The following is a 20,022-nucleotide window of genomic DNA, read 5'->3' on the forward strand; positions in this document are numbered from 1 at the left end:
CTACAGGGACCCCGGGCCCGGAATTTCCAATGCTCATTGAGGAGTAAAGAATGAAGCGAATACTGGCCGCGGCTGCTGTTGCGGGCATGGTTTTCCTCGGCGGGGCCATGCCCGCCAGCGCAGCTCCTGCCACCGGACAACTCTGTCCGGAATGGGACTCAGGCCGGATCGACGTTTCCGGAAGCGTCACCTCGATCACCTTGACGGCGCCCGCCGGCATGGTTATCACGGCCACCTGCGTCAAGGCCGGTTCTGCGAACCAGGGCCTCGGCGCGGAAATCACGTACTACGATCCCGGAGTCACCAGCGTGACCATCTGGCACACCTCCGGCAAGGATCTGTCGCACTACTCGGTTATGTACGGCCCGGGCGGTCCCTCCAGCTAGGCGGACACGACTGAGAGAGAAAAGGAAGCTTCCGCGGGTGCGCCCGTGGAAGCTTCCACTTTTAACCCACCTGGGCTAAAACAGGCAGGATTCCGGGCCGGAACCGGCGCCGGGAAGCCGAAAATGTTTTCTTGGACACACTATTCGTTGAAGCCGTGTACTATGCCCTAAACTCCTTCACTGAGGTGCCGGAATGGCACTGTGCAGCAACGAAAGCGAACCACACTAATGGCTACCGATTACGACGCCCCACGCAAGACCGAAGAAGAGTCTCCCGCCGAATCGCTCGAGGCCCTTCAGGCGTCCCGCGGCGCCGGTGCCCAGACTGCTGTCATCGATGTTGACGAAAACGACACAGCTGAGGGCATCGACCTTCCGGGCGCCGATCTTTCCGGCGAAGAACTGACCGTCGTGGTTGTCCCGGAGCAGTCCGATGAATTCACGTGTTCGTCCTGCTTCCTGGTCCGCCACCGCTCGCAGATCGCGCTGGAGAAGAACGGCCTCAAGTACTGCTACGACTGCGAAGGCTAAGCTCCCGCAAAACTGAGAAAGCCCGCCTGCCGGCCCGTCGGCCAGGCGGGCTTTTTTGCGGGCTGAACCCATTAGCGGTTAGGTCTTGAATTACCCGCAGCAGGGTCCTACTGTCAAAACACGATCGTTCGAGGTTTCCCGCTGGGGGTGAACGCCATGTGGCAGAACGTCGTGCCCGTGACCTTCCTCCAGCGCGGCCTGCGGGTCCTCCTCGGTTCCCTTTTCCTGGCTGTCGCTTGGGTCTTTGCCAGCGCCGCTACAAGTTTCGCGTCGGACCTTTCCTCGCTTTCCGATGCGACCCGGATCGTGCAGGTGAATGACCCCTCCGCCGCGGAATCTCCCAGCAGCGCCGCGTTCGATCGAACCGCGCTCGATCGAACCGTAACCAATCAAACCGTGCCCAAGGGGGCCGAGCCCGCGGTCGCCATCGCTAAAAGGGCCTCGACCGCGACAGGCTTGGCGGAGCAGTCTCTGGCACCTGTGGCCGCTTTGGCGGATGGTTCGCTGACATCAGTCGAAACCGCCGCCCGGAACGTGACCTCCACCGTGACGTCGGCGGCCCCCTCAGGGGTGCAGGCAATCTCCAAGCCGGCCGCCGCCGTCGTGGATTCCGTCATCCATGACAGCACCGCGGCGGTGAAGCCGGTACTCACGCGGGCGGCGTCCCTGCCTGCCAGCGTTGGCGGCGAGCTGCCGGATATCGTGGCAGCACCCGCTTTGCCGGCAGTCGCGGCTGGTGGCAGCCCCACGGTTGAACCGGTCCCCGAGGCTGCGCGTGACCTTGCACCGGCAGCGAAGTCGGCCTTCGGTCACTCCGCGCTCGGTTCGGAGCAGCACCCAGGCGAACAGTCTTCCGGAGCCCGGCTCTTCGGAGCCGGGTTCTCCGGCACCTTGCCTGAACCTGCCGGCAACACGTCCGGAATGGCGCCGCGGAATCCGGCGGGCCACCCTGAAGATCCATCCCCGCCGGCAACGCCGCCAGTTGGGGCAGCGGGCAGCGCAAACTCCGGGGGCCTGTCGAACCAGCAGGTACCGGTCGCCGGGACTACCGATATCTTCAAAGTCCCGTTTAGCCCGGCCAGCGAACTCAAGGCCCGCTCCAGCGGACCTGATCCACAAGCGCTCAACCGCAATCCCGGTTTTTCTCCTGACTGAATGATGCCCTGCGGTCCTGTGACCGCATCAATCATGTCTGCCTGAGCAAGGCGGACGATCATTCAAGCTCATTTCAGGAGAAGATCGACATGCAAAACTTCATGCGCAGGAGCCTTTATGGAGCCCTGCTTGCAGGCGGGGTCATGCTCGTCGGAGCCGCCGCGGCTTCCGCTGCGGACACTACAGCCAGCCAAGAGGGAACGAACAACTTCCTCGTATCCGTTGGCACAGCTGCTCCGGAACAACACTCCAACGGCGTTGTGAGCCTCCAGCTGGGAACGCTTGGAACGGGATCCCCATCGTCGTCGGCGAACCGGCCAACCACTGCGGTGGTTTCGCTTGATGGCCTGGCAGCGCCTACCGCGACGCGGTCCGTAACCCCGTCGGGGACGCAGGCGGGGCCTGCTGATGTGACGGTGTCGCTTGGCACCTTTGGTGCCGGGACGGCCGGAACGACGGCAGGCAGTGCAGGTACCGCGGGGACGCAGGCCGGGCCTGCTGATGTGACGGTGTCGCTTGGCACCTTTGGTGCCGGGACGGCCGGAACGACGGCAGGCAGTGCAGGTACCGCGGGGACGCAGGCCGGGCCTGCTGACGTGACGGTGTCGCTTGGCACCTTGGGTGCCGGGACGGCCGGAACGAAGGCAGGCATTGCAGGTACCGCGGGGACGCAGGCCGGGCCTGCTGACGTGACGGTGTCGCTTGGCACCTTGGGTGCCGGGACGGCCGGAACGAAGGCAGGCAGTGGAGGTACCGCGGGGACGCAGGCGGGGCCTGCTGACGTGACGGTGTCGCTTGGCACCTTGGGTGCCGGGACGGCCGGAACGAAGGCAGGCAGTGCAGGTACCGCGGGGACGCAGGCGGGGCCTGCTGACGTGACGGTGTCGCTTGGCACCGTTGCAGCTCCCACCGCTGGCACGCCGCGAGTACCTGCAATTAACACCAGAACGCTGGCGGGAACGCTTGGCAACTTCGGCGGCACCGGAACAAGCCTCCTTGGCAATTCGGCCGTCCTCGGGAACACAGGAATCCTGGGTACGGGTGTCCTCGGGAACCTCGGGAACCTCGGGAACCTCGGGAACGTCGGGAACCTCGGGAACCTCGGGAACGTCGGGAACCTCGGGAACCTCGACAACTTCGGCAACTTCGGCGGCACCGGAACCGGTGTCCTCGGCACCGCCGGAATCCTCGGCGGCACCGGAACCGGTGTCCTCGGCACCGCCGGAATCCTCGGCACCGCCAACTCCGGCGGACAACAGAACGGTGGAGGCAATGTTCGAAATGGCACTGACAGCGCGAACGGGGCTGTTCCAACCGTGGTTCGATTCCTCAACGGCTTGCTGGGCGGTCTCAGCACAGGGCGTAGTGATGGTGGGACCTCTGACGGTACCGGGGGAAAGCCGGGATCCGGCAGCGGAGCTGCTCAGGGGATTGACGTTGTAGTCGACGCCGGAACAAGCGGTTCCGGGGCCACCAAAGGCTCGGGATCGGGCACCCTCGCGGTGGCTCCGGGCGTGGGCTGGGCGGCTCCCCTTGGCATGTGCACCGCGATCGCTGCGGGTGCCGCTTCGTTTGCCCAGCCCCTTGGAGCGAACCTTTGGGCACCCATGTTGAGCCTGCTGCTCGGATTTGTGCTGATCGTCCTGACCAAGCGGGCGAAGCCGTTCGCAGGCATCGCAAGGGCGGCCCGGTAGCCCTTCAGGCAACCCGCTGACGGCGGACCCCCGTGGCTGGGCGGGGGTCCGCCCCAACGGACCAAAGCCGTATGACAGGACCTGGAAGGAGGTACAAGCGCCGACCCGCATAGCGGGCTGGCCGGCGTCGTTATCCCGCATAACGAACCGGGCTGCGAATGCCCCACAGGAGCCACGAAAATGGGGCGAATTAAGCCCCCAGGGTGACGCTCCGTGACCCGTCTGCGGGCCGTTTAACGGTTGTGCGCCGAAGCGGATACAAGCCGCCATTACGGGCCAAAACGCTCCTACCCTTGAGGTATCAATCACTCAAGGGAGGTGGCCCACAATGAAAAAGCTTCAAACCTGGCTGGTGGCCCTGGTCATGGCTACCGGTCTTGGTCTCATCGCTCCGGGGCCCGCTTCGGCGGCCTCATACTGCGGCATCGTCTGGGGGTCGTTGGCCAAGACCAACGCCGCGATGTCCGGTGCACAAGTAACAAATGTCAGAACAGGTCAGCAGCCTTGCTACGACCGCCTTGTGATCGACCTCAATGGCAAAGTAGCTGGCTACACCGTCAAATACGTGTCGCAGGTGGTCCAGGACGGCTCCGGCCTTCCAGTGCCGCTGCGCGGCGGTGCCTTCATCCAGGTCACCGTCAACGCCCCCGCGTACAACAGCAGTGGCCAGGCCACCTACAACCCTGCCAACAAGAAGGAACTGAGCAACGTCTCCGGGTACCAGACCTTCCGGCAGGTGGCCTGGGCGGGGAGCTTTGAAGGCTATACGACACTCGGCCTCGGTGTGCGGGCACGCCTGCCGTTCCGGGTCTTCACCTTGGCCGGTCCGGGAACGGGTTCGCGCCTGGTGGTGGACGTTGCCCACTTCTGGTGAGTCACGGACCTGATCGCCGACGGAACTGATCGTCGGCGGACCTGACCGCCGAAAGCCCGGCGGCTGACACAACGAAGCCCTGGCCCGGAAATCCGGACCAGGGCTTCGTTGTGAGCCGGCGCTTCAGGCAGCGCGGCTCGTTCCGACGCTCCGCTCAGACGTCGAAAGCTATTCGGGAACCACCAGCGCGGGAGTGTCCTTGCGGATGGTCTCTCCCTTGAAGAAGCCGGGGCGCAGGCGGGCCATGACGAGCATGGCGACGACGCCCAGGGCAAGGATGCCGACGCCCAGGATGAACACCAATCCCACGCCGCCGATTTCCGAGCCGCTGCCGAACTCCGGCGCCCAGCTGTCCACGGCGGTCTGGAAGAACACCAGCGTCAGCACCAGGCCGCCCACCATGGGGAAGAGCAGGCGCATGAAGAAGTTGCGCACGCTGGAGAACAGGCTCTTGCGGAAGTACCAGGTGCAGGCAAAGGCGGTGAGGGAGTAGTAGAAGCAGATCATGAGGCCCAGGGCCATGATGGTGTCGTTCAGGACGTTTTCGCTGACCACCTTCATCACCGCGTAGAAGCCGCCGGAGATCACGCCGGCGGCAATGGTCGCATAGCCGGGCGTGCCGAAGCGCTTGCTTACCGTCGAAAGGTTCTTCGGCAGGGCGCCGTAGTGGCTCATGGCGAGCAGGCTACGCGCCGGGGACGCCATGGTGGACTGCAGCGAGGAAGCGGTGCCGGAAAGGACGGCCAGGGACATCAGGATGGCCAGTGGGCCCATCACGGGTGAGGCCAGAGCCGCGAAGATGTTTGACTGGTTGTCCGGGTTGTTCAGGCCGATGCCGTCGCTTCCGACGCCGGCAACCATCATGGTTGCCACGATCACGGCGATGTAGAGGCCAAGGACCGCCACCGCGGTGGTGGTTCCGGCCTTCCCAGCCGTACCCTTTCCGCCCTTGGTCTCTTCGTTCAGGGTAAGGCAGACGTCCCAGCCCCAGTAGACGAAGACGGCCAGGGACATTCCTGCGGCGAACTGTTCGAAGCTGCCGATCTTGGCCGGGTTGAACCAGTCCCAGTTGAAGCCGATCGCCGTGGGGGTGTCACCGGATGCGGCGTGGGTGATGGCCATGACAATGAAGACGCCCAGGACGACGATCTGGAAGCCGACCATGCTGTACTGCACCAGCTTGGTGGCCTGCAGGCCGCGATAGCTGACCCACACTGCCAGTGCCACGAATGCCAGGCAGGTTGCGATGTTCAGCGGCGTGTTGGAGGTCAGCTCTGCCAGTTCCGGATTGCCGAACACCTGGGCGAGGAAGAGATAGAAGAAGTCCACCGCCACGCCGGCCAGGTTGGACAGGACGATGATGTTGGCGGCCAGCAGGCCCCATCCGCCCATCCAGCCGACCCACGGCCCGAAGGCCTTGGTTGCCCAGGTGAAGGTAGTGCCGCTGTCTGGCGAATCTGCGTTGAGTTCCCGGTAGGCGAACGCCATCAGGATCATGGGAATGAATGCAAGGATGAAGATGGCGGGCAGCTGAAGGCCAACCGCGTCTGCGGCCGGGCCGAGCGAGCTGGTCAGGCTGTACGCCGGGGCAACCGAGGAAATACCGAGGACGACGACGGCGAGCAGGCCGAGCTGCCCGGTCTTCAGTCCCTTGCCGCTGATCTTATGCGCGGAGCCGGCGGCGTTGCCGTCGCGATTGATTGTCTGGCTCATGGGGGCCCTTTCTAGCTGGCCGGGCGCGGTCGGGGAGGATGAAGATTGCCGCGTGGCCATTGAGACAAGTATCACTAAATGAATAGCGTTCATTTAGTATGGATGCAGGCGGGTCCCAATGCAAGCTGGATCACGTTTTTGTTTTGTTTGTTTGGTTCCGCGGCGGGTCGTGGTGCGTCCTCGGTCTGGGCTTCCGGCGCGGCGCGGCGCCTATTTTTCCGCGGGGAAGGCCACGCCTTCGCCCACCACGCGCAGGCAGAGTTCCGTGCCCGGCTTGGTGATGGAGGCGTTCCAGTGCCGGATGGTGATGACTTCGCCGCCGCCCGGGAAGCGGTGGTCGGAACCGGCTCCGGGCAGGGGAGCCAGTCGGATCCGGACGGTGGTTTCCGGGCCGAAGTAGTCCGTGTCCACCACCACGCCGCGGATCGGGCCGTCGGGGGCGATCCGGATCTGTTCGGGCCGGAGCATCAGCTGCACGGCACCCTGCGCCGGCGGGCGGCGCACCGGAATGCCGCCCAGCGAACAGGTTGCCAGCGAGCCTTCCATCCATGCGTCCAGGATGACGGCATCGCCGAGGAACTCCGCAGTGGCACGGTCTGCCGGCCGGGTGTAGACCACGAAGGGGTTGCCGATCTGGGCCAGCTTTCCGCCGCGCATGATCGCCACCTGGTCGGCGAAGGACAACGCCTCGGCCTGGTCGTGGGTGACCAGGATGGTCGTGACCCCCGCTTCGCTCAGGACGTTGGCCACGGCCCGGCGGGTGGCGACCCGGAGGCCGGCATCCAGCGCCGAGAACGGCTCGTCCAGCAGCATCAGCTCAGGCTTGCGCGCCAGGGCCCGGGCGAGGGCGATGCGCTGCTGTTGGCCGCCGGACAGCTGGTGTGGGCGGCGTTTCGCCATGGCGGGATCGAGGGAAACCATTTCGAGCAGTTCGGCGACGCGTCCGCGCACGGCGTGGCGGCCGCCGTCGAGCGCTGAGTGGTCAAGGCCGAAGGCGATGTTCTGCCCCACGGTGAGGTGCGGGAAGAGCGCGCCGTCCTGTGCGACATAGCCCACGTGCCGCTTGTGGGCCGGCTGCCAGGCGCCGTTGCCGGCCACCTGCCGGCCATTGAGGCAGATCGTGCCCGTGTCCGGGTGCTCGAAGCCGGCGATCAGGCGCAGCAGGGTGGTCTTGCCCGATCCCGAGGGGCCGACGATCGCGGTGGTTCCGCCCTTGGCGACCGAGAGGTTGACGCCCTTCAGCACTGCCTGGGCGCCGAAGTTCTTGGTGACGTCCGTGATGTCCAGGTGCGGATCCGTGGTCGAGGCGATGGCCGGGGCGATGCGGGGTGCGGGAAGACTGGAGGGGGATTGTTCGGTCACTGTCCGGCCACTTTCTTGGACTGTTGGAAAAGCAGGTAGGTCATCGGTGCGGACAGCAGGATCATCAGCAGCGCATAAGGGGCGGCGCCGGAATAGTCGATCTCGCTGCTCTTGCTCCAGAATTCGGTGGCGAGCGTGCTGGTGCCATTCGGGGACAGGAGCAGGGTTGCCGTCAGTTCGTTCACGATCGCGAGGAACACCAGTGCTGCGCCGCCGGCGGCGGCCGGTGCGCTCAGGCGCAAAGTGACCTTCAGGAACGCCACCCATGGGGATTTTCCGAGCGAACGGGCGGCTTCGTCGAGTTCTTTCGGCGCCTGGGCCAGCCCGGAGCGCAGGTTCACGAGGGAACGGGGAAGGAAGAGGAGCACGTAGGCCGCAATGAGGAGCCCGGCGGTCTGGTAGACGCCGGGCACCAACCGGATGCTGATGGTTACGAACGCCAGGCCCACCACGATTCCGGGCAGTGAACTGGTGATGTAGTTGGAGAGCTCAAGGGCCTTGCTGAACCATCCGGGGTTCCGGACCGCGAGGTACGCCAAGGGGAACGCCACCACGGTGGTCACCAGGGCGCCGGCCAGTCCATAGCCGAGGGTCTGGAGCAGGGCGGGGACGAACTCGGCGGAATCCCAGATCGAGCTTCCGCCAAGCATGACCCAGCGCAGCACCAGCCAGAACGGCAGGCCGAAGGCGAGCACGCTGAGGGCCAGCAGCACCAACTGCGCAGGCAGCTGGAAACCGCCGAGCCGTGCGCGGAGCGCCTTGGCCTGGGCACCGGAACCGATGCGGGCATAGCGGGCCGTGCCGCGGCTGCGCACTTCCACGAGCAGCAGGCCCAGGCAGAACAGCACCAGCACGCTCGCCAGCATGTTCCCGGCGGTGCCGTTGAAGGTCGATTGGAACTGGGTCATGATCGCCGTGGTGAAGGTATCGAAGCGGATCATCGCGAACGCGCCGTATTCGGCCAGCAGATGGAGGGCAACCAGCAGCCCCCCGCCGGTCATGGCGATCCTCAGCTGCGGCAGCACGACCCGGAAGAACACGGCCCATGGCCCGAGTCCCAGGGAGGCCGCGGACTGTTCGATCGCCGGGTCCAGGCGCCCCAGCATCGCGGCCGCCGGAATGTAGACCAGCGGGAAATAGGACAGGGTTGCGATCAGGACACCGGACCAGATGCCTTCCAGGGACGGCACCACGGAGACCCAGGCATAGCTGTTGACGAAGGCCGGGATGGCCAGTGGCGCGGCCAGGGCAACAGCCCACACGCGGTGCCCGCGCAGCGCGGTCCGCTCCACGAGCCAGGCGCCGCCGACGCCCAGCACGAGGCACAGTGGAACCGTGAGGAGGATCAGCAGGACCGTGTTCCCCAGCAGTTCACCGACACGCGGCCGGAAGATGAGCCCGACGGCGGTGTCCCAGCCGGTGGCTGCCGTCATGTAGGCCACGTAGCCCAGCGGCAGGAGCGAGAAAAGAGCGATCAGGACCGCGGTGACGGAAAGTGCTGGAACGCCGAAAGGCGGGCGAGGGCGCTTGCCCTTGCCCGCCGTCGTCGTGCTCCGTTGGGAGACGGAAGCCGGTGGAACGATACTCACGGAATTACAGGAGTCCTGCCTCGGTCATCATGTCGGTGACCTTCTTGGAGTTGAGCTTGGCCGGATCAACGGTGGGAGCCTCGAGTTCCTTGACCGGGACGAGCTTTGCGTTGGCGGCGACCCCGGATGCGATGGCGTACTCGAACGAGGTGCCGTCGCGGAGGATCTCCTGGCCCTTCTTGCCGGTGATGAATTTCAGGAACGCCTGCGCCTTCGCGGCGTTCTTCGAGGACTTCAGCACGCCACCGCCGGAGATGGAGAGGAATGCGCCCGGGTCCTGGTTGCGGAAGTAGTACGGGGTGACGTTCTTGGAGTCGTCGCCGGTCTTGGCCTGGTCGCCGTAGTAGTAATAGTGGTAGATCAGGGCGGCATCCACTTCGCCGGAGTTGACGGCCTTCATGGCGGTCTTGTTGCCCTTGTATTCCTTGGCGTTTTCCTTCATGCCCTTGAGCCATTCCTTGGTGGCGGCTTCGCCCTTGAGCTCGAGCAGGGCGGAGACGATCGCCTGGAAGTCGGCGCCTGACGGAGACGCGGACCACTTGCCCTTCCACTCCGGCTTGGCCAGGTCCAGCATCGACTTGGGCAGCTTGTCCTCGCTGATCTTGTTCTTGTCGTAGACCAGCACGGTGGAGCGGGCGGCGATGCCGGTCCACTTGCCCGTGGAAGGACGGAAACCGGCGGGAACCTGGGCGAGGGTGGCTTTGTCGACGTCGGCGAAGAGCCCGGCGTTCTCGACCTGCGCCATGGCCGGGGAGTTCTCCGTCAGGAAGACGTCAGCGGGAGAGGCTGCGCCTTCCTGGATGATCTGGTTGGACATTTCGGTGTCCGAGCCCTGACGCAGGGTGACCGTGATGCCGGTCTCCTTGGTGAACTCGTCGACCCATTCCTTGGTCAGGCTTTCGTGCTGTGCGTTGTAGACCGTGATGTCGGTAGGACCGGCCGGGCTGCTGCTCTCTGCGGACGGGGTGGAGCCGCCGCAGGCGGCCAGGCTGAGGGCAGCGGCGGCGGCAAGGGCAATGCCGGCCAGCGCGTTCTTGCGGATCATGGATGCTACTTTCTGCGAACAGGAGCCGTGGGGCTGCGGAGCCAAGGAGGCTGCCGGAAATTAGGGTAGCCAAACCTTTGAACCCATCCAGCATGCCTGAAGCGCCGCGCATTACGCAAAGTTGTCGTGACGTAATGACGGGCCCGGCCCAACTGGCTCGCAGTTGTTGTCGTTTTGAGGCTCCAAAACGACCACAACTGTCGGTCAGTCGGGAATGCCCAGGAGCGGGTGCGCTCAGGAATGCGTGGGCTCCTCCACCAGTGCCGTGGCGATGCTGTCCGCGTCCTCGAGTGCCGCGAGGTAGCGTTCGGCGTCCAGGGCCGCAGCGCAGCCGCTGCCCGCGGCGGTGATGGCCTGCCGGTAGCGGTGGTCCACGGCGTCGCCGCAGGCAAAGACGCCCCGGAGGTTCGTGACCGTGGTGGGCGAGGCCACCTTGATGTAGCCCTCGGCGTCCAGGTCCACTTGGCCGGTGAGTAGTTCCGTCCGCGGCACGTGGCCGATCGCCACGAAGATTCCGGTGGCTGCCTGTTCCCGCTTCCGGCCCGTGCGGGTGTCGCTCAAGGTGACACCGGTGACCTTCGCGTTGCCGTGGATGGCGGCGACGGCGGAGTTCCAGGCGAAGCTGATCTTGGGATTGTCCTTGGCTCGCTGGGCCATGATCCTGGAGGCGCGCAGCTCATCGCGCCGCACGACGACGGTCACGGACTTCGCGAAGCGCGTCAGGAAGGTGGCCTCCTCCATGGCGGAGTCGCCGCCGCCCACAACGATGATGTCCTGTTCCCGGAAGAAGAAACCGTCGCAGGTGGCGCACCAGGAGACACCGTGGCCGCTGAGGCTCTTCTCTTCGGGCAGCCCGAGTTCCTTGTACGCCGAGCCCGTGGCGAGGATGACGGCGGGCGCCTCGTAAGTCTCCCCGGCTCCGGTTGCCACGCGCTTGAGGTGGCCATTCAGCTCCAGGGACACGGCGTCGTCGAACACTATTTTGGCGCCGAACCTCTCGGCCTGTTCCTGGAGCCCGTCCATGAGCTCGGGGCCCTGGATGCCGCGCGGGAACCCCGGGAAATTCTCCACCTCGGTGGTGTTCATGAGGGCGCCGCCGGCGGTCACGGAGCCGGCGACGACCAGTGGTTCCAGTCCGGCCCGGGCCGCGTAGATGGCGGCGGTGTAGCCGGCGGGGCCGGACCCGACGATGATCAGCTGTTCGGTGCTCATGGTGCCAGTGGAGCAAGAACCGGGCGTCCGATCAAGGGTTGTGGGGGATGATGGTGACCATGCCGCGTAAACCTGTAGCCCGGGACGCCGTCCTGGATGCCTTCGAAGCCGTCCTCATCGACGTGGGGGAGCGGGCCGCCACCCTGGACGCCGTGGCCAAGCGTGCCGGTGTATCCAAGGGTGGGCTGCTCTACCACTTCCCCAACAAGGAAGCGATGATCGCCGCCCTGCTTGAGCGGCTCGACCGGCTGGCCGAAGCGGACATCGACGCCATGAAGTCTGCTCCTGAAGGGGCAGCGGTCTACTTCATCAAGTCTTCGCTCTGGGACGACACCCCCATGGACCGCGTGTTCGTGGCTGCGACGCGGCTGGCCGAAGTGGCCCACGAAGAGACCCGCCGGCGCTTCGCGGGAATCCAGCAGCAATGGCTGGACGTGCTCGCCGAAGAGATTGGTCCGGACCTGGCCAAGGCCGTCCGGTACATGGGCGACGGGCTGTACTTCAACGCAATGCTTGAAGGCAGCCACGGGGGAGGTGCAGCCCACCGGCAGGCCGACGTCGAGGCCCTCCTTGCCGCCGTCGAGCTCCTCCGCAGGGGCTGAGGGAGCGGTACCGGCCGCCGCGGCAAGGCGTCGGGGGATACATTTGCGAACAGCTCCGCTCCATAGGACAATTGAGCCTTGTGGCAACCATCACGGCGTGCCGCGAGCAGCAACGACCACAAATGAATACGCCTCTGATCTGCGGCGGGAGAGTCCTGCAGACAAGTGATGCAGGCGCCGTAGGAGCAAATCCTCCCCAGGAATCTCTCAGGCCCATGTACCGCCGCACCAAGGCAACTCTGGAAAGCAGCACGCTGTCCATGTGACCATGACGAGTTCAAGGCGCGGGGCAACGGGCTCACCGACGGTGCAAGCAGACTCGTCTGCGGAATCTCTCAGGTCCAAGACAGAGCGGGGAGGAACCCAACCACTGTGGCGTACCCAGCGCCCTCTTCGTCAATGGAGTTCCTTTCGTGACTGTTAGTTCAGCATCAACCACCTTCGTGGACCGGCATATCGGCTCCCGCCGCCAGGCCGATATCGACCACATGCTCAAGACCGTCGGCTATGACACTGTGGACTCGCTCGTGGACACCGCGGTTCCCAACGACATCCGCCAGGAATCCCCGCTCACCCTCGGCAAGGCCCTCAGCGAGGTCGAGGTGCTGGCCGAGCTGCGCAGGCTCGCCGCCAAGAACAAGACCGCCGTCCAGATGATCGGCCAGGGCTACTACGACACCGTGACCCCTCCGGTGATCCGCCGCAACATCCTCGAGGCCCCGGCCTGGTACACCGCCTACACCCCGTACCAGCCGGAAATCTCGCAGGGCCGCCTCGAAGCCCTGCTGAACTTCCAGACCATGGTGGAGGACCTCACCGGCCTGCCCATCGCCAACGCCTCCCTGCTTGACGAAGCCACCGCCGTCGCCGAGGCCGTGCTGCTCATGCGCCGCGCCAACAAGAACAAGGCCGCCGCCGTCGGCAAGACCGTCGTGGATGCGGACGTCCTGCCGCAGACCATCGCGATCGTGCAGGGCCGCGCCGAGGCGCTCGGCTTCGAGGTTGAGGTCGCCGACCTCTCCCAGGGCCTGCCCGATGGCGACATCAACGGCATCGTGCTGCAGCAGCCCGGCGTGTCCGGCCGGGTCTGGGACCAGACCGCCGTCATCGCCGCCGCCAAGGAGCGCGGCGCCCTCGTCACCGTCGCCGCCGACCTGCTGGCGCTGACCCTCATCACCCCTCCGGGCGAGCAGGGTGCGGACATCGCCGTCGGCACCGCCCAGCGCTTCGGCGTCCCGCTGTTCTTCGGCGGCCCGCACGCCGCCTACATGGCCGTGCACAAGGGCCTCGAGCGCCAGCTTCCGGGCCGCATCGTTGGTGTCTCCAAGGACAGCGCAGGCGTCCCGGCCTACCGCCTGGCCCTGCAGACCCGCGAACAGCACATCCGCCGCGAGAAGGCCACCTCCAACATCTGCACCGCGCAGGCGCTGCTGGCCATCACCGCCTCGATGTACGCCGTCTACCACGGCCCCGACGGCCTGAAGGCCATCGCTGAAACGGTGCACGGCAACGCCCGGGTGCTTGCCGCTACCCTGCAGGCCGCCGGACGCGAACTGGCCAGCGAGTCCTTCTTCGACACCATCACCGTCAAGGTTCCGGGCAAGGCCGAGCAGGTCATCGCCGCCGCCGAGGCCCGCGGCATCAACCTGCGCCGCATCGACGCCGACACCGTGGGTGTGTCCGTGGATGAAACCACGACGCCGGAAGTCCTGTCCGCCGTCGCCGTCGCCTTCGGCGCCGGCCCCCTGGGTGAGGCTTCCGGGCTCGAGCTGCCCGCCGCCGTCGTGCGCAGCTCCGACTACCTGCAGCACCCGGTGTTCAACACCCACCGCTCCGAAACCCAGCTGCTGCGCTACATCCGCAAGCTCTCCGACCGGGACCTGGCGCTTGACCGCACCATGATCCCGCTGGGCTCCTGCACCATGAAGCTGAACGCCACCGCCGAGATGGAAGCCATCTCCTGGCCGGAGTTCGCTTCGATCCACCCCTTCGCCCCGGAATCCCAGACCGCCGGCTGGCGTGAACTGATCGAGGGCCTGGAGGCGGACCTGTCCACCATCACCGGCTACGACCAGGTCTCCATCCAGCCCAACGCCGGCTCCCAGGGCGAGCTCGCCGGCCTGCTGGCCATCCGCGGTTACCACCTCTCCCGCGGCGACGAGCAGCGCAACGTCTGCCTCATCCCGGCCTCGGCCCACGGCACCAACGCCGCGTCCGCCGTCCTGGCCGGCATGAAGGTCGTGGTGGTCGCCACCACCGCCGAAGGCCTCATCGACCACGATGACCTGCAGGCCAAGATCGATGCCAACAAGGACGTGCTGTCCTGCATCATGATCACCTACCCGTCCACGCACGGCGTGTACGACGGCGACGTCCGCGAAGTCTGCGACGCCGTACACGCGGCAGGCGGCCAGGTCTACGTCGACGGCGCCAACCTCAACGCCCTGGTGGGCCTGGCCCAGCCCGGCAAGTTCGGCGGCGACGTGTCGCACCTGAACCTGCACAAGACCTTCTGCATCCCGCACGGCGGCGGCGGCCCGGGTGTCGGCCCGGTCGCAGCCAAGGCGCACCTGGCACCGTTCATGCCCGGCGATGCCACCAAGGCCGCGCACGAGGAAGGCCACGGCGTGGCGATCTCGGCCTCGCGCTACGGTTCCGCCGGCGTGCTGCCGATTTCCTGGGCCTACGTGAAGCTCATGGGCGGCGAAGGCCTCACCGAAGCCACCAAGTCCGCGCTGCTGGCCGCCAACTACGTGGCTGCCCGCCTCAACGAGTACTTCCCGGTGCTCTACACGGGCGAAGGCGGACTCGTGGCCCACGAGTGCATCCTGGACCTGCGCGAGCTCACCGCCCGCACCGGCGTCACCGCCGAGGACGTGGCCAAGCGCCTTATCGACTTCGGCTTCCACGCACCCACCCTGGCCTTCCCGGTGGCCGGCACCCTGATGGTTGAACCCACCGAGTCCGAGGACCTGGGCGAGATCGACCGCTTCATCGAGGCCATGATCACCATCCGCTCCGAGATCGAGCAGGTTGCCGCCGGCGACTTCGCGGTGGAGGAATCCCCGCTGCGCAACGCACCGCACACCGCGGCCGCCGTCGTGTCTTCCGACTGGAAGCGCGAATACCCGCGCGAGCAGGCCGTGTTCCCGGTCAAGTCGCTCAAGCAGGACAAGTACTTCCCGCCGGTTGGACGCATCGACGGCGCAGCAGGGGACCGCAACCTGGTCTGCTCCTGCCCGCCGATCTCTGAGTTCGAAAACTAAGCCGGAACCGCAAAGGACATTCACATGAGCAAGCACACTGCCCTTTACGGCACGCATGAGGCACTCGGGGCTTCCTTCACGGACTTCGGCGGCTGGCAGATGCCGCTGAAGTACTCGTCCGAACTGGCTGAGCACCACGCCGTCCGTCAGTCCGCAGGCCTGTTCGACCTCTCTCACATGGGCGAGGTCTGGGTCACCGGCCCGGAGGCCGGGGCGTTCCTGGACTACGCGCTGGTGGGCAAGCTGTCCGCCGTCGCGGACGGCAAGGCGAAGTACTCGCTGATCTGCAACGCCGACGGCGGGATCATCGACGACCTTCTCGCCTACCGTTTCGGTCCGGAGAAATACCTCGTGGTCCCGAACGCGGGCAACGCACCCACCGTCGCCGCCGAGCTGGCCAAGCGCGCCGAGGGCTTCGACGTCGTGGTGGAGAACGTCTCCGACGCCATGTCCCTCATCGCCGTGCAGGGCCCGAACGCCGAGGCAATCCTGCTCAAGCTCACGGACGACGCCCAGCACGAACTGGTCACCGGCCTGAAGTACTACGCGTTCAACGAGGTCACCGTTGCCGGCCACGACGTCATCCTGGCCCGCACCGGCTACACCGGCGAGGACGGCTTCGAGCTGTTCCTGCCCAACGAGGGCGCCGCGACACTGTGGGCCTCGATCAGCGAAGCCGGCGCAGGTCTGGGCCTCATCCCGTGCGGCCTGGCCTGCCGAGACTCGCTGCGCCTGGAGGCCGGCATGCCGCTCTACGGCAACGAACTCTCCCTCGAAGGCAACCCCTTCGCCGCCGGCCTCGGCCCCGTGGTGGCACTGTCCAAGGAAGGCGACTTCGTCGGCAAGGAGGCCCTCGCGGCACTCAAGGCCGGCGGCGCCGGGACCACCTCGGGCCGACGCCTGGTGGGACTGAAAGGCCTGGGCCGGCGCGCCGCCCGCGGCCACTACCCGGTCCTGAAGGACGGTGCCGTGATCGGTGAAGTGACCTCCGGCCAGCCGTCCCCCACCCTTGGCTACCCGGTAGCGATGGCGTATGTCGACGTCGAGCACTCCGAAATCGGCACCGCCGTGGAAGCGGACCTGCGCGGCAAGGCCGAGCCCTTCGAGGTCATCGCGCTGCCGTTCTACAAGCGCGCCAAGTAAGGTTGGGCGCCGGACGGACGATCCGGCCGGCGCCCCCACCCATCGATTTTTCAGACAGCTTTCAGACAACGAACGTAAAGGAAAAAACATGGCAAAAGTTGCAGCTGGACTCCAGTACTCGGAGGAACACGAATGGGTTGCCCGCGAAGACGGAAACCTTGTCTCCGTAGGAATCTCCGCCGTGGCCACTGACGCCCTCGGCGACATCGTCTACGTCGACCTGCCCGAGGTCGGCTCCACCGTGACCGCCGGCGAAACCTGCGGCGAGGTCGAGTCCACCAAGTCCGTGTCCGACCTGTACTCCCCGGTGACGGGTGAGGTCACGGAACTGAACACGAGCGCTGTCGACGACCCTGCCGTGATCAACAGCGACCCCTACGGTGCCGGCTGGCTCTTCAAGGTGGCGGCCGTTACCGACGGCCCGCTGCTCTCCGCAGAGGAATACGCTGCCAAGAACGGAGGCGAACTGTGAGCGCCGCAGCAGGAACCACCGCTTTCGAGCAGGTCGTTTCCCCGTCCCTCGACGCCGTGCTGTCCGAGCTGGACCCGGAAATCGCCGCGAAGATCGACGACGAACTGGGCCGCCAGCGCGGCGGCCTGGAAATGATCGCTTCGGAGAACCACACCGCTGTGGCCGTCATGCAGGCGCAGGGCTCCGTGCTGACCAACAAGTACGCCGAAGGCTACCCCGGCAAGCGCTACTACGGCGGCTGCGAGCACGTGGACGTCATCGAGCAGCTGGCCATCGACCGTGTCAAGGCCCTCTTCGGCGCCGAGTACGCGAACGTGCAGCCGCACCTCCGGTGCCCAGGCGAACGCTTCGGTGATGCACGCCTTGATCAAGCCGGGCGACACCATCATGGGCCTGAACCTGGCCCACGGCGGCCACCTGACCCACGGCATGCGCATCAACTTCTCCGGCAAGCTGTACAACGTGGTGCCCTACGGCGTGCGCGAAGACAGCCACACCGTGGACATGGCCGAGGTCGAAGCCCTGGCCCTGGAGCACAAGCCGGCCCTGATCGTCGCCGGCTGGTCGGCCTACTCCCGCCAGCTGGACTTCGCCGAGTTCCGCCGCATCGCGGACTTGGTCGGTGCCTACCTGATGGTGGACATGGCGCACTTCGCCGGCCTCGTCGCCGCCGGGCTGCACCCCAGCCCGGTGCCGCACGCCCACGTCACCACCTCCACCACGCACAAGACCCTCGCCGGTCCGCGCGGCGGCATCATCCTGACCAACGACGCCGAGATCGCCAAGAAGATCAACAGCGCCGTTTTCCCGGGACAGCAGGGCGGCCCGCTGGAGCACGTGATCGCAGGCAAGGCTGTGGCCTTCAAGATCGCCGCGTCGGAAGAGTTCAAGGAGCGCCAGGCCCGCGTGCTGGCCGGTTCCCGGATCCTGGCCGAGCGCCTGGTCCAGCCGGACGTCGCGGCCAAGGGCATCTCCGTGGTTTCCGGTGGCACCGACGTGCACTTGGTGCTGGTGGACCTGCGCGACTGCGAACTGGACGGCCAGCAGGCCGAGGACCGGCTTGCCACGATCGACATCACGGTCAACCGCAACGCCGTGCCGTTCGACCCGCGCCCGCCGATGGTCACCTCCGGCCTGCGCATCGGCACCCCGGCCCTGGCCACCCGCGGTTTCGGTGAAGCTGCCTTCCGTGAAGTCGCCGACATCATCGCCGAGGCGTTGATCGCCGACGCCGGTGCCGACCTTTCCGGACTGCGCCACCGCGTGGAGGCCCTGGCCGAAGCGCACCCGCTTTACCCGGCTGTCGCCAACCTGGGCTGACAGCTTCCGTTTGGTCCTTTGGGGCCGGCATCCTCTGCGGGCGATTTGGGCCCACACCGTCCGGGTTCCCTGACCGAGCTTGCGAGGTCAGGGGGACGGTGGGGACGCCTGCTGCCGGATGCCGGCCCCAAAGGGGTTCCGGACAGGCCTGCCTGCCGGGGCCCGGATCCACCAGGATCCGGTCTGCTTAGAATTATTAATTAGATAGGAACCGGCATGGCTGTTGGCGTCTTTGATCTCTTTACCGTTGGGCTTGGTCCTTCGAGTTCACACACCGTGGGCCCGATGCGGGCTGCCGCGGTGTTCGCGGGGGAACTGAAGGAAAGCGGCATCCTCGCCCGGGTCGCCTCCCTGCGCGTGGACCTGTACGGTTCGCTCGCCGCCACCGGCCACGGCCACGGGACCATGACCGCGATCCTGCTGGGCCTGGAGGGCTACCACCCCGAGGTGATCCTGCCGGAGGAAGTCGAGGAACGCCTCGCCGCGATCTCGGACACCGGCACCCTGCGCCTGGCGGGCTCCCAGGACCCCGACGGCGGTGTTCCGCTGCCGTATGGTGTGTCCGACATGGTGCTGCGCCCCCTCACCGTGCTGCCTCGCCACACCAACGGCATGACCTTCACGGTCAGCGACGCCGACGGCGAAGTGCTGCACACGGCCACCTTCTTCTCCGTGGGCGGCGGCTTCATTGTGCGCGAGGGCGAAGAGGACGCCGCGCAGAAGGAACTGGACGAGTCCAAGAAGGAACTCCCGCTGCCGTTCCGCACCGCCGCCGAACTGCTGGGCCGCTGTGCTTCGAAGGGCCTGAGCATCTCCGACATCATGCTGGTCAACGAGCTCGCCTCCCGCTCCGAGGAGGAAATCCGCGAGGGCCTGCTGCACATCTGGTCCGTCATGGAAGGCTGCGTCGAAAAGTCGATCAAGCGCGAAGGCGTGCTGCCTGGCGGACTGAAGGTCCGCCGTCGGGCCCCTGACTGGCACGAGCGCCTCCTGAAGGAGGACAAGGACAACGACCCCAAGTACTGGCAGGAGTGGGTCAACCTGATCGCCCTGGCCGTCAACGAAGAGAACGCCTCCGGAGGCCGTGTCGTCACGGCGCCCACCAACGGTGCGGCCGGCATCATCCCGGCCGTGCTCTACTACGCCCTGCACTTCGCCCCGGGCATGGACAAGGCAAGCCAGGAGGACCGCGACAACGTGGTCGTGAAGTTCCTGTTGACGGCCGGTGCCGTGGGCGTGCTCTACAAGGAGCAGGCCTCCATTTCCGGCGCCGAGGTGGGCTGCCAGGGCGAGGTCGGTTCGGCGTCGTCCATGGCCGCGGCCGGCCTGGCGGAGGTCATGGGCGGGACGCCGGCGCAGGTGGAGAACGCCGCCGAAATCGCCATGGAGCACAACCTGGGCCTTACCTGCGACCCCATCGGCGGCCTGGTGCAGATCCCCTGCATCGAACGCAATGCGATTGCCGCGGCGAAGGCCATCAACGCCGCCAAGATGGCACTGTGGGGCGACGGCTCGCACCGGGTATCGCTGGACGAGGTCATCGTCACCATGCGCGAAACCGGCAAGGACATGAGCTCCAAGTACAAGGAAACCGCGATGGGCGGCTTGGCCGTCAACGTGGTGGAGTGCTGAGGCGGTCCACAGCCGCGCCCCTGTTT

Annotated in this window: 15 protein-coding genes, 1 pseudogene and 2 riboswitches; of the genes and pseudogenes, 11 read left to right on the forward strand and 5 right to left on the reverse strand. The window is 66.3% G+C overall.

The window, feature by feature from the left end; genetic code table 11:
* Window positions 1-50: 50 nt before the first annotated feature.
* The 5 genes from ACZ9CK_RS02885 to ACZ9CK_RS02905 all read left to right on the forward strand — a co-directional run bounded on the left by ACZ9CK_RS02885 (window position 51) and on the right by ACZ9CK_RS02905 (window position 4,640).
* Window positions 51-386, forward strand: coding sequence for a hypothetical protein (locus ACZ9CK_RS02885; protein ID WP_426302257.1), 336 nt, complete (start codon window positions 51-53; stop codon window positions 384-386).
* 228 nt (window positions 387-614) lie between these two features.
* Window positions 615-917 (forward strand): DUF4193 domain-containing protein, encoded by a 303-nt coding sequence (locus ACZ9CK_RS02890; RefSeq protein WP_115789241.1) that lies wholly within the window; start codon window positions 615-617, stop codon window positions 915-917.
* A gap of 156 nt (window positions 918-1,073) precedes the next feature.
* Complete coding sequence (locus tag ACZ9CK_RS02895) at window positions 1,074-2,072, forward strand: hypothetical protein (protein WP_476049192.1); 999 nt, start codon at window positions 1,074-1,076, stop codon at window positions 2,070-2,072.
* A 410-nt stretch (window positions 2,073-2,482) separates the two neighbouring features.
* Window positions 2,483-3,766 carry a hypothetical protein gene (locus ACZ9CK_RS02900; RefSeq protein WP_476049193.1) on the forward strand — a complete coding sequence of 428 codons (1,284 nt, stop codon included), beginning with the start codon at window positions 2,483-2,485 and terminating at the stop codon, window positions 3,764-3,766.
* A gap of 328 nt (window positions 3,767-4,094) precedes the next feature.
* The gene (locus ACZ9CK_RS02905) at window positions 4,095-4,640 is read left to right on the forward strand and encodes an AMIN-like domain-containing (lipo)protein (protein ID WP_426302260.1); all 546 of its coding nucleotides are present in this window, start codon (window positions 4,095-4,097) and stop codon (window positions 4,638-4,640) included.
* A 168-nt stretch (window positions 4,641-4,808) separates the two neighbouring features.
* Here ACZ9CK_RS02905 and ACZ9CK_RS02910 read toward each other — a convergent pair whose 3' ends face one another.
* From ACZ9CK_RS02910 to trxB, 5 genes are all read right to left on the reverse strand, one after another.
* Window positions 4,809-6,353 (reverse strand): APC family permease, encoded by a 1,545-nt coding sequence (locus ACZ9CK_RS02910; protein WP_426302261.1) that lies wholly within the window; start codon window positions 6,351-6,353, stop codon window positions 4,809-4,811.
* 210 nt (window positions 6,354-6,563) lie between these two features.
* A complete protein-coding gene (locus ACZ9CK_RS02915; protein WP_426302262.1) occupies window positions 6,564-7,715 on the reverse strand; it encodes an ABC transporter ATP-binding protein in 1,152 nt (383 codons plus the stop codon).
* A complete protein-coding gene (locus tag ACZ9CK_RS02920; protein WP_476049194.1) occupies window positions 7,712-9,304 on the reverse strand; it encodes an ABC transporter permease in 1,593 nt (530 codons plus the stop codon). The genes ACZ9CK_RS02915 and ACZ9CK_RS02920 overlap by 4 nt, the downstream gene beginning before the upstream one ends.
* Window positions 9,305-9,308: 4 nt before the next feature.
* Window positions 9,309-10,349 carry an iron ABC transporter substrate-binding protein gene (locus ACZ9CK_RS02925; protein ID WP_426302265.1) on the reverse strand — a complete coding sequence of 347 codons (1,041 nt, stop codon included), beginning with the start codon at window positions 10,347-10,349 and terminating at the stop codon, window positions 9,309-9,311.
* A gap of 234 nt (window positions 10,350-10,583) precedes the next feature.
* The gene (gene trxB / locus ACZ9CK_RS02930; protein WP_426302266.1) at window positions 10,584-11,561 is read right to left on the reverse strand and encodes a thioredoxin-disulfide reductase; all 978 of its coding nucleotides are present in this window, start codon (window positions 11,559-11,561) and stop codon (window positions 10,584-10,586) included.
* A 59-nt stretch (window positions 11,562-11,620) separates the two neighbouring features.
* Between trxB and ACZ9CK_RS02935 the strand changes: the two genes are divergently transcribed.
* The 6 genes and pseudogenes from ACZ9CK_RS02935 (at window position 11,621) to ACZ9CK_RS02960 (ending at window position 19,996) form a co-directional block, all read left to right on the forward strand.
* Window positions 11,621-12,163: a TetR/AcrR family transcriptional regulator gene (locus tag ACZ9CK_RS02935; RefSeq protein WP_426302267.1), complete on the forward strand. Its 543-nt coding sequence runs from the start codon at window positions 11,621-11,623 to the stop codon at window positions 12,161-12,163.
* Between the two features lie 135 nt (window positions 12,164-12,298).
* Window positions 12,299-12,396, forward strand: a riboswitch (glycine riboswitch).
* A 1-nt stretch (window position 12,397) separates the two neighbouring features.
* A riboswitch (glycine riboswitch) is annotated at window positions 12,398-12,523 on the forward strand.
* A 53-nt stretch (window positions 12,524-12,576) separates the two neighbouring features.
* Complete coding sequence (gcvP, locus tag ACZ9CK_RS02940; protein WP_476049195.1) at window positions 12,577-15,429, forward strand: aminomethyl-transferring glycine dehydrogenase; 2,853 nt, start codon at window positions 12,577-12,579, stop codon at window positions 15,427-15,429.
* A gap of 24 nt (window positions 15,430-15,453) precedes the next feature.
* Entirely contained in the window at window positions 15,454-16,572 is a 1,119-nt protein-coding gene (gcvT, locus tag ACZ9CK_RS02945; RefSeq protein WP_476049196.1) for a glycine cleavage system aminomethyltransferase GcvT, read from the forward strand.
* Between the two features lie 88 nt (window positions 16,573-16,660).
* On the forward strand, window positions 16,661-17,044 hold the full coding sequence (gene gcvH, locus ACZ9CK_RS02950) for a glycine cleavage system protein GcvH (RefSeq protein WP_426302270.1): 384 nt from the start codon (window positions 16,661-16,663) through the stop codon (window positions 17,042-17,044).
* A pseudogene (gene glyA, locus ACZ9CK_RS02955) lies at window positions 17,041-18,364 on the forward strand (serine hydroxymethyltransferase). The gene gcvH and the pseudogene glyA overlap by 4 nt, the downstream one beginning before the upstream one ends.
* Window positions 18,365-18,580: 216 nt before the next feature.
* Window positions 18,581-19,996 (forward strand): L-serine ammonia-lyase, encoded by a 1,416-nt coding sequence (locus ACZ9CK_RS02960; protein WP_426302272.1) that lies wholly within the window; start codon window positions 18,581-18,583, stop codon window positions 19,994-19,996.
* The last annotated feature ends 26 nt before the right edge of the window (window positions 19,997-20,022 follow it).

The sequence above is a fragment of the Arthrobacter sp. TE26545 genome (genome assembly GCF_056279005.1).